This is a genomic window from Lentzea roselyniae, assembly GCF_039537795.1.
In the GTDB taxonomy this organism is placed as follows: Bacteria; Actinomycetota; Actinomycetes; order Mycobacteriales; family Pseudonocardiaceae; genus Lentzea; species Lentzea atacamensis.
This window is the reverse complement of the sequence record NZ_BAABBE010000006.1, coordinates 311,814-325,104: the sequence shown is the minus strand read 5'-3', so window position 1 is coordinate 325,104 and position 13,291 is coordinate 311,814. Positions and strand designations below refer to the sequence as shown.

17 protein-coding genes are annotated in these 13,291 nt (G+C 69.4%); 2 read left to right on the top strand and 15 right to left on the bottom strand.

Going from position 1 to position 13,291, the window contains the following annotated elements:
* Window positions 1-6: 6 nt before the first annotated feature.
* From ABFX45_RS13650 to ABFX45_RS13630, 5 genes are all read right to left on the bottom strand, one after another.
* Window positions 7-372, bottom strand: a complete 366-nt coding sequence (locus ABFX45_RS13650; protein WP_109628929.1) for an NADH-quinone oxidoreductase subunit A — start codon at window positions 370-372, stop codon at window positions 7-9.
* Between the two features lie 265 nt (window positions 373-637).
* Window positions 638-1,903 carry a geranylgeranyl reductase family protein gene (locus ABFX45_RS13645; RefSeq protein WP_211337095.1) on the bottom strand — a complete coding sequence of 422 codons (1,266 nt, stop codon included), beginning with the start codon at window positions 1,901-1,903 and terminating at the stop codon, window positions 638-640.
* A 106-nt stretch (window positions 1,904-2,009) separates the two neighbouring features.
* Complete coding sequence (locus tag ABFX45_RS13640) at window positions 2,010-2,720, bottom strand: demethylmenaquinone methyltransferase (RefSeq protein ID WP_109628931.1); 711 nt, start codon at window positions 2,718-2,720, stop codon at window positions 2,010-2,012.
* A gap of 36 nt (window positions 2,721-2,756) precedes the next feature.
* Complete coding sequence (locus tag ABFX45_RS13635) at window positions 2,757-3,854, bottom strand: glycosyltransferase (protein ID WP_346130065.1); 1,098 nt, start codon at window positions 3,852-3,854, stop codon at window positions 2,757-2,759.
* Entirely contained in the window at window positions 3,851-4,924 is a 1,074-nt protein-coding gene (locus tag ABFX45_RS13630) for a glycosyltransferase family 4 protein (RefSeq protein ID WP_211337096.1), read from the bottom strand. The genes ABFX45_RS13635 and ABFX45_RS13630 overlap by 4 nt, the downstream gene beginning before the upstream one ends.
* Before the next feature lie 145 nt (window positions 4,925-5,069).
* Between ABFX45_RS13630 and ABFX45_RS13625 the strand changes: the two genes are divergently transcribed.
* On the top strand, window positions 5,070-5,903 hold the full coding sequence (locus ABFX45_RS13625; protein WP_346130062.1) for an inositol monophosphatase family protein: 834 nt from the start codon (window positions 5,070-5,072) through the stop codon (window positions 5,901-5,903).
* Here ABFX45_RS13625 and ABFX45_RS13620 read toward each other — a convergent pair.
* Genes ABFX45_RS13620 through ABFX45_RS13590 form a run of 7 tightly spaced genes read right to left on the bottom strand, consistent with a single transcriptional unit; the run spans window position 5,888 to window position 10,634 of the window.
* Complete coding sequence (locus ABFX45_RS13620) at window positions 5,888-6,508, bottom strand: hypothetical protein (RefSeq protein ID WP_346130060.1); 621 nt, start codon at window positions 6,506-6,508, stop codon at window positions 5,888-5,890. The two genes, ABFX45_RS13625 and ABFX45_RS13620, sit on opposite strands and share 16 nt — an antisense overlap.
* 43 nt (window positions 6,509-6,551) lie before the next feature.
* A complete protein-coding gene (gene paaE / locus ABFX45_RS13615) occupies window positions 6,552-7,592 on the bottom strand; it encodes a 1,2-phenylacetyl-CoA epoxidase subunit PaaE (RefSeq protein ID WP_346130058.1) in 1,041 nt (346 codons plus the stop codon).
* Entirely contained in the window at window positions 7,593-8,084 is a 492-nt protein-coding gene (gene paaD / locus ABFX45_RS13610; protein WP_109628943.1) for a 1,2-phenylacetyl-CoA epoxidase subunit PaaD, read from the bottom strand.
* Window positions 8,081-8,965 carry a 1,2-phenylacetyl-CoA epoxidase subunit PaaC gene (gene paaC / locus ABFX45_RS13605; RefSeq protein WP_346130055.1) on the bottom strand — a complete coding sequence of 295 codons (885 nt, stop codon included), beginning with the start codon at window positions 8,963-8,965 and terminating at the stop codon, window positions 8,081-8,083. The genes paaD and paaC overlap by 4 nt, the downstream gene beginning before the upstream one ends.
* Complete coding sequence (paaB, locus tag ABFX45_RS13600) at window positions 8,962-9,246, bottom strand: 1,2-phenylacetyl-CoA epoxidase subunit PaaB (RefSeq protein ID WP_109628947.1); 285 nt, start codon at window positions 9,244-9,246, stop codon at window positions 8,962-8,964. Before paaB ends, paaC begins: the two co-directional genes overlap by 4 nt.
* Entirely contained in the window at window positions 9,243-10,193 is a 951-nt protein-coding gene (gene paaA, locus ABFX45_RS13595; protein ID WP_109628949.1) for a 1,2-phenylacetyl-CoA epoxidase subunit PaaA, read from the bottom strand. Before paaA ends, paaB begins: the two co-directional genes overlap by 4 nt.
* A gap of 9 nt (window positions 10,194-10,202) precedes the next feature.
* Entirely contained in the window at window positions 10,203-10,634 is a 432-nt protein-coding gene (locus ABFX45_RS13590) for a DUF3592 domain-containing protein (protein WP_233439084.1), read from the bottom strand.
* A 78-nt stretch (window positions 10,635-10,712) separates the two neighbouring features.
* On the opposite strand from ABFX45_RS13590, the gene ABFX45_RS13585 reads away from it, so the two are divergent.
* Window positions 10,713-11,945, top strand: coding sequence for an isochorismate synthase (locus ABFX45_RS13585; protein WP_109628954.1), 1,233 nt, complete (start codon window positions 10,713-10,715; stop codon window positions 11,943-11,945).
* Here ABFX45_RS13585 and ABFX45_RS13580 read toward each other — a convergent pair.
* From ABFX45_RS13580 to ABFX45_RS13570, 3 genes are all read right to left on the bottom strand, one after another.
* Window positions 11,942-12,187 carry an SDR family oxidoreductase gene (locus ABFX45_RS13580; RefSeq protein WP_346130051.1) on the bottom strand — a complete coding sequence of 82 codons (246 nt, stop codon included), beginning with the start codon at window positions 12,185-12,187 and terminating at the stop codon, window positions 11,942-11,944. The genes ABFX45_RS13585 and ABFX45_RS13580 overlap by 4 nt on opposite strands.
* A gap of 23 nt (window positions 12,188-12,210) precedes the next feature.
* Window positions 12,211-12,342, bottom strand: coding sequence for a hypothetical protein (locus tag ABFX45_RS13575; protein ID WP_346130049.1), 132 nt, complete (start codon window positions 12,340-12,342; stop codon window positions 12,211-12,213).
* 117 nt (window positions 12,343-12,459) lie between these two features.
* Window positions 12,460-13,284, bottom strand: coding sequence for a YwqG family protein (locus tag ABFX45_RS13570; protein ID WP_346130047.1), 825 nt, complete (start codon window positions 13,282-13,284; stop codon window positions 12,460-12,462).
* Window positions 13,285-13,291: the final 7 nt, after the last annotated feature.

The window sequence follows — 13,291 nt, the reverse complement described above, 5'->3', positions numbered from 1 at the left end:
ACTTCCTCAGTTCCAGTCGAGGCCGCCGCGGCGCCACACGTAGATGTACGCGAAGCCGACCGTTGCGACGAACAGGACGATCTCCACCAGCCCGAACAGGCCGAGCTTGTCGGCAGCGACGGCGAACGGGTAGAGGAACACCATTTCGATGTCGAACAAGATGAAGAGCATCGCCGTCAGGTAGTAGGCGACCGGCATGCGCCCGCCACCGACGACCGGCTGCGGGCTCGGCTCGATGCCGCACTCGTACGCGTCGAGCTTCGCCTTGTTGTAGCGGCGGGGTCCGATGTAGGGCGCTGCGGTCACCGAGAACAGTGCGAACGCCCCGGCTAGCGCGAACATCAATACGAGGGGGAGGTAAGGGTCAAGCACGCTCCGTCGTCCTTTCCTCGCGGTCGACCGCACCCTAAGGGTGATGTTCTGCGACCCGTTTGTTAGGCGAACCTAACAAACGCTTGTGAAACAGTTCACAAGCTTGTGCACACTGTTGTGAAGTGATTCACAAGGTCGATCGCCAGTGTAGAACGCCTGTAAATGACCTAGGTCACAGGGTCTGACCAGGCCGTTTAACCTGGTGTTGACATACGAAACGGCACCGGCTCGTATTGAGCCGGTGCCATCACCTATTCGGAGTAATTTACGCCGTTGGCGCGAGCTTCGTGGCGGCCACGATCAGGCGGTCCATTGCGTCGCCGTCCTTGGGGTCGTAGAGGCCCGCAAGTAGCTTGAGCACGAGTTTCATCAGGCGCTTTCGCGGCATTCCGTACTTCGTTGCGGTCCGCATGACCGCCGGGTTCCCGATGAGCTTCGAGAAGACGTTCCCGAGCCGGTAGTAACTGCCGAGCGCCTGTTCGATGCGAACCGGGTAGCCGTGCAGCGCGCGTTCACGGTTGACGCCGGTCCGCGCGAGGGCCTGGACGACGCTTTCGGACGCGATCCTGGCGGACTCCATGGCGTAGCCGATGCCCTCGCCGTTGAACGGGTTGACCATGCCGCCGGCGTCACCGACGAGCACGAGGCCCGCCCGGTAGTGCGGCTTGCGGTTGAGGCCCATGGGCAGCGCGGCGCCACCGATGCGGCTCGTCGCGTTCTCCTCGCGGAAGCCCCACTCCTCCGGCGTGCCGTCGAGCCAGCTGCGCAGCAGGGCCCGGTAGTCCGTGGTGCCGTAGGCCTTCGACGTGCTGAGGATGCCGAGGCCGACGTTCACGCTGCCGTCGCCCATGCCGAAGATCCAGCCGTAACCGGGCAGCAGCTGACCGTCGGGCGCCCACAGCTCGAGGTGCGACTCGAGGTAGTCGTCCTTGGTGCGCGGGCTCGCGTAGTAACGGCGGACCGCGACACCCATCGGCTTGTCGTCGTCCTTCTGCAGGCCGACGGACAGGGCGAGCCTCGCTGAGACGCCGTCGCAGGCAACCGTGATCGGAGCGCGGTAGGTGACCGGGTTCTTCTCCGGTCCCTGCTTGGCTTCGACGCCGACGACCCGGCCGTTCTCGATGATGGCCTTGGTGACCGTGGTGTTCTCGTGCATGCGCGCGCCGGCTTGCTTGGCCGTGTTCGCGAGCATCTCGTCGAAGTCCATGCGCGGGCGGACGACGCCGTAGTTGGGGAACGTGGCCAGCTCGGGCCAGTCGAGCTCCAGCGTGACGCCACCGCCGACGACCCGCAGCCCCTTGTTGTGGAGCCAGCCGTTCTCCTCGCGGGTGTCGATGCCCAGGTCGATCAGCTGCTTGACGCCGCGCGGGGTCAGACCGTCGCCGCAGACCTTCTCCCTGGGAAAGGAGCTCTTCTCGAGGAGGAGGACGTCGAGGCCGGCCCTGGCCAGGTAGGTCGCCGCGGTCGAGCCCGCCGGTCCCGCCCCCACCACGATGACGTCGGCGTCCTCGTTGATCCCACGCCTGCTCATCCAGACTCCCTACGTGTACCGGTCACAGCTCACTCGCGACTCTAACCGGCGGTCGCTGAGACCAGAGCTGCCAGGCGCTTCCTCAGATCGGGGCGCGGTGGGCTGATCAGGCCTCTTCCGCGGCCTTCGGCTTCGGCTTGGTCGCGCGGTGCAGAGCCACCATGCCGCCCGTCAGGTTGAACCAGGCGACGTCCTCCCAGCCGGCCTTGGCGATGAGTTCGCCGAGCGCGCGCTGGTCGGGCCAGGTGGCCATGGACTCGGCCAGGTAGGAGTAGGCGACCGGGTTGCTCGAGACGAACTTCGCGATGAACGGCAGGAGCTTGAGCAGGTAGCGCATGTAGACGAAGCGGAACGGCTTCCACACCGGGGTGGAGACCTCGCAGATCACCATGCGGCCGCCCGGCTTCGTGACGCGGGCCATCTCCTTCAGGGAGAGGACCGTGTCGTTGAAGTTGCGGATGCCGAAGGACACCGTGACGGCGTCGAAGGAGTTGTCCCTGAACGGCAGGCGCAGGGCGTCGGCGGCCACCTTCGGCACGCGGCGGTGAGCACCGGAGGCGAGCATGCCCACGGAGAAGTCGGCGGCGACGCACCAGGCGCCGGACTCGGCGTACGCGACGGTGGACACCGCGGTGCCGGCGGCGAGGTCGAGGACCTTCTCGCCGGGGCGGGCGTCGAGCACGCGCCTGCTCCACTCCCTCCAGCGGCGGTCGAAGCCCAGCGTCATGACCGAGTTCGTGCGGTCGTAGCCCTTGGCCACGCCGTCGAACATCTCGGCGACCTCGCGGGGGTTCTTGTCCAAGCCGGCTCGCGACATGTTCTTCAGACTAGGTCAGACCCGCTGAGATCATCTTCAGGGCACCTTCAGAGCTGTCAGCATGCCGTCCACGGCGGCGTGCCACGGGTATTCCTCCGCACGTGCCCGCGCGGCCTCCCGTGAGCCGCTTTCCAGTAGGCGTTGAGCGGCGCTCGCGAAGGCCTTGGCGTGGTCGTCGACGGCGGCGCCGCAGGACGGCTGGACGATTTCTTTCAGCGCGCTGCTCTGGCTGACGACGACCGGGGTGCCGCTGGCGAGGGCCTCGAGGGCGGCCAGTCCGAAGGTCTCGTGCGGACCGGGAGCGAGGGAGAGGTCGGCCGAGGCCAGCAGCGCGGCGACGTCGAAACGGGACTTCACGAACCCCAGGAACGTCACCGGCAGGCCGTTCGCGCGCTTCTCCAGGAAGGCGCGGCGCGGGCCGTCACCGGCGATCACCAGGCGTGCCGAGTGGCCCTGCTCGTGAAGTTCGGCCAGGGTGTCGACGGAGCGTTCCACGTGCTTCTCCGGCGACAACCGTCCACAGTGGATGAGCAGGTTCTCCTTGCCCTGCAGGAGATCCCGCCGCAGGTCGACGGAGTGGCGGTGCGGGGTGAACGTGGCGAGATCGACACCGAGCGGCACCTGGGTGACGTTGCGGGCACCGATGCGGTCGAACTCCTCGCGTGCGAAAGCCGTCGTGCACACCACCGTGTCGTAGGAGGCGGCCATGCGGCGGTTGGCCCAGTCGGCGGCGGTGACGGCGGGAGGCTCCGGCAGCACGAACCGCAGCAGCCGGTCGAGGCGTTCGTGGGAGATCACCACGTTCGGGATGCCGCGCTCGCCCGCCCAGCTGCCCATGCCGCGCAACGTCAGCCGGTCCGAGACCTCCAGCCGGTCCGGCTTCAGGTGTGCCAGGAGTGACTTGACGCGCCACGGGTCCACGACGCGGTAACCACCGGTGTACGGGATCTTCACCGCGGGCAGCGTGATGCGCCGGACCCCGCCGGGCAGCACCTCGTCCGCGCGGTGGTCGCCCGGCACGACGAGCACCACCTCGTGGCCCGCCTGCACGTAGCCGGTGCCGAGGTGGTGCAGCGCCGTGCGAAGCCCGCCGGACTTCGGTCCGTAGAAGTTGGCCAGCTGGATGATCCTCAAGCCGCCGCCTGGTGAGTCAGTCCGATCACCGCGGCGTAATGACCCATCAGCTCGTCGCAGATCGCCGGCCAGGTGCGGGTGAGCACCGACTTGCGAGCGGCGAGCCCGAACCGCTTGCGCCGCAGCGGGTCGCGCAGCAGGTCCACGTACTGCGCGATGTCGTCGTCGAAGAGGTACCCGGTCCGGCCGTGTGCGACGAGGTCGCGCGGGCCACCGGCGTTCGGCGCGAGCACCGGCAGCCCTGTAGCGAGGGCCTCCTGGACGGCCTGGCAGAACGTCTCGTGCGGTCCAGTGTGGATGAAGACGTCGAGCGAGGCGTAGGCCTCGGCGAGCGCCTGGCCGGTCCGGAAGCCGAGGAACTCGGCGTCCGGCAGGTCGTGTTCGAGCTGCTCGCGGTCGGGCCCGTCGCCGACGATCCGCAGCTTCACGCCGGGCAGGTCGTGGATCTCCTTGAGCCGGTGCACCTGCTTCTCGGGCGCCAGGCGTCCGACGTAGCCCACGGTGAGCTCGTCGTTGTGCTTCGTACGCGGGTGGAAGAGGTCGACGTCGACGCCGCGGCCCCACCGGTGCACGCGCGGCACCCCGTGCCGCTCCAGCGCCTCGACCGCCGAGCTGGACGGCGCCAGCGTGCGGTCGGCCAGCGTGTGCAGGCGCTTCGTCCACCGCCACGCCGCCCGCTTGGTGAGCCCGAGTCCGTAGTTGCCCGCGAACCCGGCCACGTCGGTCTGGTAGACGGCGACGGTCGGGACGTCGATCTTGCGCGCGGCTCTGAGGCCGTACGCGCCCAGCACGAACGGCGACGCGAGGTGCACGACGTCCGGCTGGAAGTCCGCCAGCTCGTGCAGCACTCTCGGGCTCGGGACACCGATGGGCAGGCTGGTCACCATGGGCACGTCGACCGCGGAAACTCTGACGACGGGCGTGCCGTGGTGGTCCTCCGCGCCGGCACCGGGGGCGACGACCATCGCCTGGTGTCCGTTGCGGCGCAGGTGCTCCAGAACGCGAAGCACGGAGTTGGTGACCCCGTTCACCTGGGGCAGGAAGCTCTCGGTCACGATCGCTACGCGCACGAAGGCCACACTGGAGTGCCAGTGTGAAGTCCGCGTGACACGTAATTTGACGCGGTCAGAACACCTCACGTCGTGGCCAGGTGATCGTCGGTTAGTCATCTTCGCGTCGGTTCCCGGTCACCCGACGCGGTGAAACTAGGCCAGCATGACCGTCTTGTCGTCCCGTCCCGCGCACCCGGCCGACCCCGGACTGGTGTCCATCGCGCTGGAAGTGGCCGGTCACCTCGCGAACGACGCCTCGGACGTCATCATGGCCACCGCCGGTCGCGGCGTGCGTCCCGACACCGACGAGTCGCCGTTCGACTGGGTGACCGACACCGACCGCACCCTCGAACGCCACACCCGCCGCGTCCTGACCGCGGAGTTCCCGTCGATCCCCGTCTTCTGCGAGAACTCGGACGTGGACGTGCCGGACGACTCCGAGTTCCGCTGGGTGGTGGACCCGGTCGACGGCACCGCGAACTACACCGCGGGCATGCCCTGGTGCGCCTACAGCCTCGCGCTGGTGGACCGCTGGGGCCCGGTGGTCGGCGTGGTGGCGGACCCGTACCGCTCCCAGATCTACGCCGCCGCCCGCGGCCGGGGCATGCGCGCGAACGGCACACCGGTCCGCCTGACCGAACGCCAGGGCGACTCGCTGGTTGTGTGCACGGAGATGACCCGCACCGGACCGTGGCAGGGAATGGGTGAGTTCATCTCGACGGCTGCGATCGCCGGCACCGGCGTGCGTGTGCTCGGCTCGAAGTGCCTGGCCGTGGCGCAGGTGGCTTTGGGACACGTCGCCGCCGCGGTCCTGCACGGCTACCACGAGTGGGACGTCGCTGGAGCCGTGTCACTGGCCGTGGAGTCCGGCGCGGTCGTGCTGGACAGACGTGGTGAGGATGCCCGGCTGCCGCTCGACGGACTGCTGGTGGCCGCGCCAGAGGCCGCGGACGAGGTGCTGGGCTGGTGGCAGTCGGCGCTTCAGGTCGACAGCTGAGGCAGCTGCTTCTCGAGCACCTCGAGGTGGGTGCGCGCCTCGTCCAGCTCGGGGTGGTCGAACATCTGCAGCGCGACCCTGCCGACCTCGTTCTCGAACTGCCGGAAGTCTTGCGCGGCCTTGAGGAGCCGCTGGTAGACAGGGTGCTGCTGGTCGACCGCACCCAGCGCCCTGCCGAGCTGCGCGATTCCCCGCACGTCGTCGAGCTCCTCGGTGAGCTGCTCGCTGATCCTCTGCAGCCAGTCCTTGGCGGCCGACCTGGGCACGGTCTGGACGGCCGCCGCGACTCGCCTCGTCGACTCGGCGCAGCGCTCCACCAGCTCGGACCACATGTCGTAGGGCTGCTGCGGGATGGGCGGGTGCATCGGCCTGGGGTGAAGCCTCGGGCGCTGGATCGAACGGCGGATGAAGCCGACGCCGGTGCCGATCACGACACCGGGGATGCCGCCGAAGGTCACCGCGAAGATGAGGATCGCGAGGACGGTGATCACGCCGGAGGACGGGGAGTCGCTCTTGCTCGTGAGCTCGATGAGGGTCACGAGGGCGCCCATGAGCAGTGAGCCGGTACCTAGGCCCCAGAGCGCTGAGCGGACGACTACCCCCATGGGCAGTGATCGTGCCACGTTCGCCGTGGGTTCGTCGGGAAACTCAGGCGTCGAAGTCGACCGTCACGCACTCACTCGTCGGCAACGCCTGGCAGGTCAGCACGAACCCGGCCGCCACCTCGGACTCGTCGAGCGCGTAGTTGCGGCGCATCTCGACGCTGCCCTCGGTGACCATCGCCCGGCACGTGCCGCACACCCCGCCCTTGCACGCGAACGGCAGGTCGGCGCGGACGCGTTGGGCGGCGTCCAGGATCGGTTCGTCGGCGGGCAGCGGCAGGGTGGTCGACTTGCCGTCCAGGATCACCGTCACGGTGGCGGCGGACTCCACCACCGCCTCGGTCCGGCGCGGCGGGGGCGGGGGCTCGTCGACGTAGAAGAGCTCGTGGTGGACGCGCTCGGCAGGAACGCCGCGGTCGCGCAGCACGGCGGTGGCGTCCTGGACCATCTCGTAGGGACCGCAGAGCCACCACTCATCGATGCCGTCGAACGGGACGACGGTGTCGAACAGCGCCGTCAGCTTCGAGGCGTTCAGGCGGCCGGAGAAGAGCTCCACGTCGCGCGGTTCGCGGGACAGGACGTGGATCAGCTGGAACGTGGCCGGGTAGCGGTCCTTCAGGTCGGCCAGTTCGTCGGCGAACATCACCGTGTCGGTTCGGCGGTTGCCGTAGAGCAGCGTCACGCGGGCGCCGGTTGCGAGGACTGTCGCGGCGATCGACAGGGCCGGGGTGATGCCGGAGCCCGCCACCACGAAGCCGTGGTGGGTGCCGGCGCCGGTCGGGCTGAACTTGCCCAGAGGTGGCAGGACCTCGATCACGTCACCGGGAGACACGCGGTCTACGAGCCACGTCGAGAACTGGCCGCCGTCCACGCGGCGCACGCCGATTCGCGGTGCGGCGCCGGCGGGTGCGCAGATCGAGTACGAGCGGCGTTCGTCGCCCTGGCGCAGGGTCAGGTACTGGCCGGCGGCGAAGGCGAAGTCCTCCGCGAGGTCGGCCGGCACGTCGAAGGTGACGGCCACGGCGTCGTCGCAGAGGCGGTCGACGCGGGCGACCGTCAGCTTGTGGAAGGCAGCGCGGCGAGCCACTCAGATCTCCTTGACGTGCTCGAACGGTTCGGCGCAGGCGTTGCAGCGGCGCAGGGCCTTGCACGCGGTCGAGCCGAACCGAGAAATCTCCGAGGTGTTGGGCGAACCGCACTGCGGGCAGGCGACCTGACGCGACGGCGGCACCAGGTTCAGCGGCACCGGGCCGGCGACCGAAGGGCCGATCCGCGCGGGAGGCGCGATGCCGGCGGCAGCCAGTTTCGAACGGCCCTCGGCGCTGATCCAGTCCGTCGTCCAGGCCGGCGAGAGCGACAGGCGCACCTCGACCTCCGAGTACCCGGCGGACTTCAACGAACGGCGCAGGTCGGCGCCCATCTCGTCGATCGCGGGGCAGCCCGAGTAGGTCGGGGTGATGGTCACGACGACGCGACCGTCCTCTTCGGACACGTCACGGAGCACGCCGAGGTCCGCCAGCGTGAGGACCGGAAGCTCCGGGTCCCGCACGGCCGACGCGACCTCCAGTGCCGTCGTCACCAGACCGCCCCCGGCAGCGAACGGTGCAGGTGCTGCATCTCGGCGAGCAGGAAGCCCATGGCCTCGGTGTGCACGCCGTCGCGGCCCGCCATGCCCGCGACGCGCGCGGCACGGGTGTCGGCAGGACGCGAAAGACCGCCGGCCGCGAGCACGACCTCCAGCACACCGTCCACTTCGGACTTCAGCGAGGCGGGATCGACCGCCACGCCGGTCAGGCGCGCTTCGACGGCGTGGGTGGCGAAGAGCTCGTCCACGAACGGCCACACGCGCTCCAGGCCGGCCTGCATGCGGCGGTGCGACTCGTCGGTGCCGTCGCCGAGCCGGACCGTCCACTGGGCGGCGTGGTCGCGGTGGTACGCCAACTCCTTCAGGCCCTTCTCGGCCACGGCGGCCAGCACGGGGTCCGCCGAGCCGCGCAGCCGTGAGAACAGGGCCAGCCGCCACGACGAGAACACCAGCAGGCGCGCGATGGTCGTGCCGAAGTCGCCGCCGGGGCCGGGACCGCAGTCGATCTCGGCCAGGTGCACGTTGCGGAACTCGCGTTCGTCGCGCAGGTAGGCCAGGTCGTCTTCGGACTTCCCGAGCACCTCGCCGGCGCGGGTCAGCAGCATGCGGGCCTGGCCCAGCAGGTCGAGGGCGATGTTGGCGAGCGCGATGTCCTCTTCGAGCTCCGGGGCGCGCGAGCACCACTCGGAAAGCCCCTGCGAGAAGATCAACGCGTCGTCGCCGAGCATCAGGCAGTACGCGGCGATGTCCTCGCGATCGACGCCCGCCGGGAACTCGCGGTTCACACCGGTGAGAGCCTCCGAGAAGCCCGTCCCGAAAGCCCAGTGCGAGTCCTCGTGGCCCAGCAGCGACTCGTAGGCGTTGTCGAAGCTCATAGGTGCGGCACGTCCTCGGGAATCGAGTAGAACGTCGGGTGCCGGTAGACCTTGTCGCCCGACGGCGCGAAGAACGGGTCCTTCTCGTCCGGCGACGACGCCGTGATCGCGGCCGCGGGCACGACCCAGATCGACACGCCCTCGTTGCGGCGCGTGTAGACGTCACGGGCGTTGCGCAACGCCATCTCCGCGTCCGGCGCGTGCAGCGAACCGACGTGCACGTGGTTCAGGCCGCGCTTGCCCCGCACGAACACTTCCCACAGCGGCCAAGACGTGCTCACGCGGCACCTTCCTTCACAGCCTGCTTCTGTGCCTGTTTCTGGGCGTGCGCGGCAGCGGCCTCACGGACCCACGCGCCGTCCTCGTGGGCCTTGCGACGGTGGGCGATGCGCTGCGCGTTGCAGACACCGCCACCCTTGACGACCTGCCAGAACTCGTCCCAGTCCGGCTGGCCGAAGTCGTACTGCCCGCGCTCCTCGTTCCACCTGAGCTCCGGGTCCGGGAACGTCACGCCGAGCGCCTCGGCCTGCGGCACGCTCATGTTCACGAACTTCTGCCGCAGCTCGTCGTTGGTGTCGCGCTTGATCCGCCACGCCATCGACTGCTCGGTGTTCGTGGACTCCGAGTCCGGCGGGCCGAACATCATCAGCGCGGGCCACCACCACCGGTTCACCGAGTCCTGCACCATGTCGCGCTGCTGCTGGGTGCCGCGCATCATCGTCATGAGCAGTTCGTAGCCCTGACGCTGGTGGAACGACTCTTCCTTGCAGATGCGGATCATGGCGCGCGCGTACGGCCCGTAGGAGGTGCGGCAGAGCGGCACCTGGTTGCAGATCGCGGCGCCGTCGACGAGCCAGCCGATCACGCCGACGTCGGCGAACGTCAGCGTCGGGTAGTTGAAGATCGAGGAGTACTTCTGGCGCCCCTCGATGAGCTTGAGCGTCAGGTCCTCGCGGTCGGCGCCGAGCGTCTCGGTCGCCGAGTACAGGTACAGGCCGTGCCCGGCCTCGTCCTGCACCTTCGCCAGCAGGATCGCCTTGCGCCGCAGCGAGGGCGCGCGCGAGATCCAGTTGCCCTCCGGCTGCATCCCGATGATCTCGGAGTGGGCGTGCTGGGCGATCTGCCTGATCAGGGTCTTGCGGTAGCCGTCGGGCATCCAGTCGCGCGGCTCGATGCGCGCGTCGGCCTGCACGGTGCGCTCGAAGCGCAGCTCCAGGTCATCCGCCATGCACCGATGTTACACCTGCGTGCCGAATCTGCGCAGAACTGTCACAACCGCCGCGATGGCGATCCAGACGGCCACGAGGAACGTGCCGACGGGCAACAGGCTGAGAACCGCGCTCCGCCCCGCCACCCGCGTCAGCTCCGGGTTCGTCTGGTCGTACTCGACCCGCACGTTGTCCCCGACGTTCAGCCCGGACGGGTACAGCACTCCCTGCGACGGGATCATCACGCGACCGTCCGGTGTGGCGTAGCGCACAACCGTCCTGTTGAAGGCGACGGAGTCGACCTGCGCGACCGCCTGCCCCATGTTCCGCTCGATGGCCACGTCATCCCGCCAGCAGGCGATCGGCAGCAGCACGCAGACGAGCGTGACCACCCCGCCGACCACGAGCAAAGCGCGGCTCACCGCACGGCGGACGCGTACGCCGAGCGGCGGCTTGGTCACTGCGTCCTCCACCACAACTGAGAAGTCTAGAGCCGGGCGGGTGCCGCGCTTTCAGGTTGAGGTCCATACAGTCGGAGAGTGACCTCAGCACCCACATCGCGAGCACGGCAGCGGATCCGCGTCCGGTCGAGGCAGGACGCCGCCGGCGACCTGCTCGGACTGCTGCCAGACCCGGAGCACGCGCTGGCCTGGGTGCGCGACGGTTCCGGCCTGGTCGGCTGGGGTGAGGCCGCACGGCTCGAGGTCAGCGGCCCGGACAGGTTCGCACAGGCCGACAAGTGGTGGCGCGAGTTCTGCGCCCACCTCGACGTCGACGACGAGCTGGGCGTGCCGGGCAGCGGCCCGGTGGCGTTCATCTCGATGGCCTTCGCCGACTCGCCCGGCGACTCGGTGCTGATCGTCCCCGAGGTCGTGGTCGGCCGCCGCAACGGTCAGCAGTGGATCACCACGATCGGCGCCGGTGACACCGATCCCGAGGTCGCGCCGCTTTCCCGTCCCTCGACCGTCCGGTACGCGAACGGCCAGCTGCCGGTCACGCAGTATCGCGAGGCCGTCCGCAAGGCCGTGGCACGCATGCGGGGCGGCGAGCTGGACAAGGTCGTGCTCGCCCACGACCTGGTCGCGGTGACGGATCGGCGGCTCGACCAGCGGTTCGTGCTGCAAGGGCTGGCCCGTCGCTATCCGGAGTGCTGGGCGTACGCGGTGGACGGTCTGGTGGGTGCCACGCCCGAGCTGCTGCTGCGCCGCACCGGGGCGGTCGTGGACTCGCGGGTGCTGGCCGGCACGACGTGGCCGCACGACGGGGTTTCGGACGAGGAGCTCGCCGCGGCGTTGATGTCGTCGGAGAAGAACCTGGAAGAACACGACTACGCGATCACTTCTCTCGCGGAGACGTTGCGTCCCTTTTGCACGACGATGTCGGTCGAGGGCCCTTCGGTCTTGCGGCTGCCCAACGTGTCGCACCTGTCCAGCGACGTCATCGGCACGTTGAGCTCTTCCGTGTCGTTGCTGCACCTCGGCGAGGCGGTGCACCCGACGGCGGCGGTGGGTGGGACGCCCCGGCTGGACGCCACGACGTTGATCGGCCAGCTCGAGGGCATGGATCGCGGGCGGTACGCCGGGCCGGTCGGATGGATCGACGGGAACGGCGACGGCGAGCTCGGGATCGCGCTGCGGTGCGCGCAGATCACCGGGTCGACCGCGCGGTTGTTCGCGGGGTGTGGGCTCGTTGCGGATTCGGATCCGGACATCGAGGTGCAGGAGGCGCACGCCAAGATGCGGCCGATGCGAGAGGCGTTGGAAGGCCTCTAGCCGTGCGGTCCGCCGCTGACGTAGAGGACCTGGCCCGTCACGAAGTCGGCGTCCTCGGCCGTGAAGAACAGGACGGCGCGTGCGATGTCGCGCGTCGTGCCGATCCGGCCGCGCGGGATCGACTTCGCCTGCGCCCGTAAGTGCTCTTCCATCGTCCGTCCCGCACGGGCGGCGCTCACGTCGGTCATCCCCGCCCGCACCACGCCCGGCCCGACCGCGTTCACGGTGATGCCGTGCGGCACGAGGTCGAGGGCTGCGGCTCTGGTCAGCCCTCCAGACCGGCCTTGGCGGCGACGTAGTCGGCCCGGTCGTCGTCGACCAGCGCGGAGATGCTGGAGATGTTGACGATGCGGCGCCAGCCGGCTTCGCGCATCGCCGGGGCGGTGGCCTTGAGCATGAGGAAGCTGCCGCGCAGTCGCTGACATCGGCCTGGACCGCGATGGCTCGGCCGCCGGTTGCGCGGATCTGGTTCACGGTCTGCTCCGCGAATTCGGTCCGGTCCAGGACGGCTTCGCTACTCGATTTGCAGCTTCATGGTGTGGTGGACGTCCTTCGGACACACCAAGACGTTCAACGCACCGCTGCCCCCGATGAACTCCCAGCCCACGTGTCCGCCCGTCGGCTGGTCACACCCGGTGCACTCGTCCTCATGTGCCGCAAGCGCGAGCAGCTGCACGCGGGTGGCGCCGCAGTCGGGACAGTCCATGTCGTACGGATCGCTGGCGAACCACCGGGTCCAGCCGCCGATCTTGGTGGCGTCGCCGAGGCACGGCCAGGTCTCGTGGTTGGCGTGGTCGAAGCCGTCGGCCTTGGCGAACTCCAGCTCGTACAACAGCTCGCGCGGGACGTCGCACATCATCGGGTACTCGTTGGCACGACACGGGTTGAACACACACGGCCGGAACGCGTACATCGGGTCCACCAGGACCGGGACGGGCTGGTCCGCCAGCGGGTCGGTGACCTGGCCGGCCGCGCGCCACACGAGGCGGATGTCCGGGCCCCAGTGGCCGTCGTGCACGAGCGGGCACAAGAACACCTGGAGCACGTCGGTGCCCTCGGGGAACGGCAACTCCGGGAAGTCGTGCCGGTACAGCTGCACACCGGCGGCGAAGGGCGTGGGCAGGCCGCGGACCTGTTCGTCGGTCAGGTCGAGGCTGCCCCGGTGCCCGGCGCCGTCGCACTGCGGCCAGGGTTCGTGCCGCGGCCACAGCATCGGGCCGCCGAGGTGACTGTCGGTCGGCCCGGCCGGGCCTGGTGCGGGGTGGAGGCGGACGACAGGGCGAACCATGTTGTCGAGCCACGGGATCTCGCGGCCGTTGTCGGTCGGTTTGGTGCCCATTCTCCCG

What these genes read in the sequence shown, in the direction of transcription:
- ABFX45_RS13645 (WP_211337095.1), bottom strand. Translation starts at nt 1,903, where the DNA reads ATGAGCAGGCGTGGGATCAACGAGGACGCCGACGTCATCGTGGTGGGG.
- ABFX45_RS13640 (WP_109628931.1), bottom strand. Translation starts at nt 2,720, where the DNA reads ATGTCGCGAGCCGGCTTGGACAAGAACCCCCGCGAGGTCGCCGAGATG.
- ABFX45_RS13625 (WP_346130062.1), top strand. Translation starts at nt 5,070, where the DNA reads ATGACCGTCTTGTCGTCCCGTCCCGCGCACCCGGCCGACCCCGGACTG.
- ABFX45_RS13620 (WP_346130060.1), bottom strand. Translation starts at nt 6,508, where the DNA reads ATGGGGGTAGTCGTCCGCTCAGCGCTCTGGGGCCTAGGTACCGGCTCA.
- paaC (WP_346130055.1), bottom strand. Translation starts at nt 8,965, where the DNA reads ATGAGCTTCGACAACGCCTACGAGTCGCTGCTGGGCCACGAGGACTCG.
- paaA (WP_109628949.1), bottom strand. Translation starts at nt 10,193, where the DNA reads ATGGCGGATGACCTGGAGCTGCGCTTCGAGCGCACCGTGCAGGCCGAC.
- ABFX45_RS13575 (WP_346130049.1), bottom strand. Translation starts at nt 12,342, where the DNA reads ATGCTCAAGGCCACCGCCCCGGCGATGCGCGAAGCCGGCTGGCGCCGC.
- ABFX45_RS13570 (WP_346130047.1), bottom strand. Translation starts at nt 13,284, where the DNA reads ATGGGCACCAAACCGACCGACAACGGCCGCGAGATCCCGTGGCTCGAC.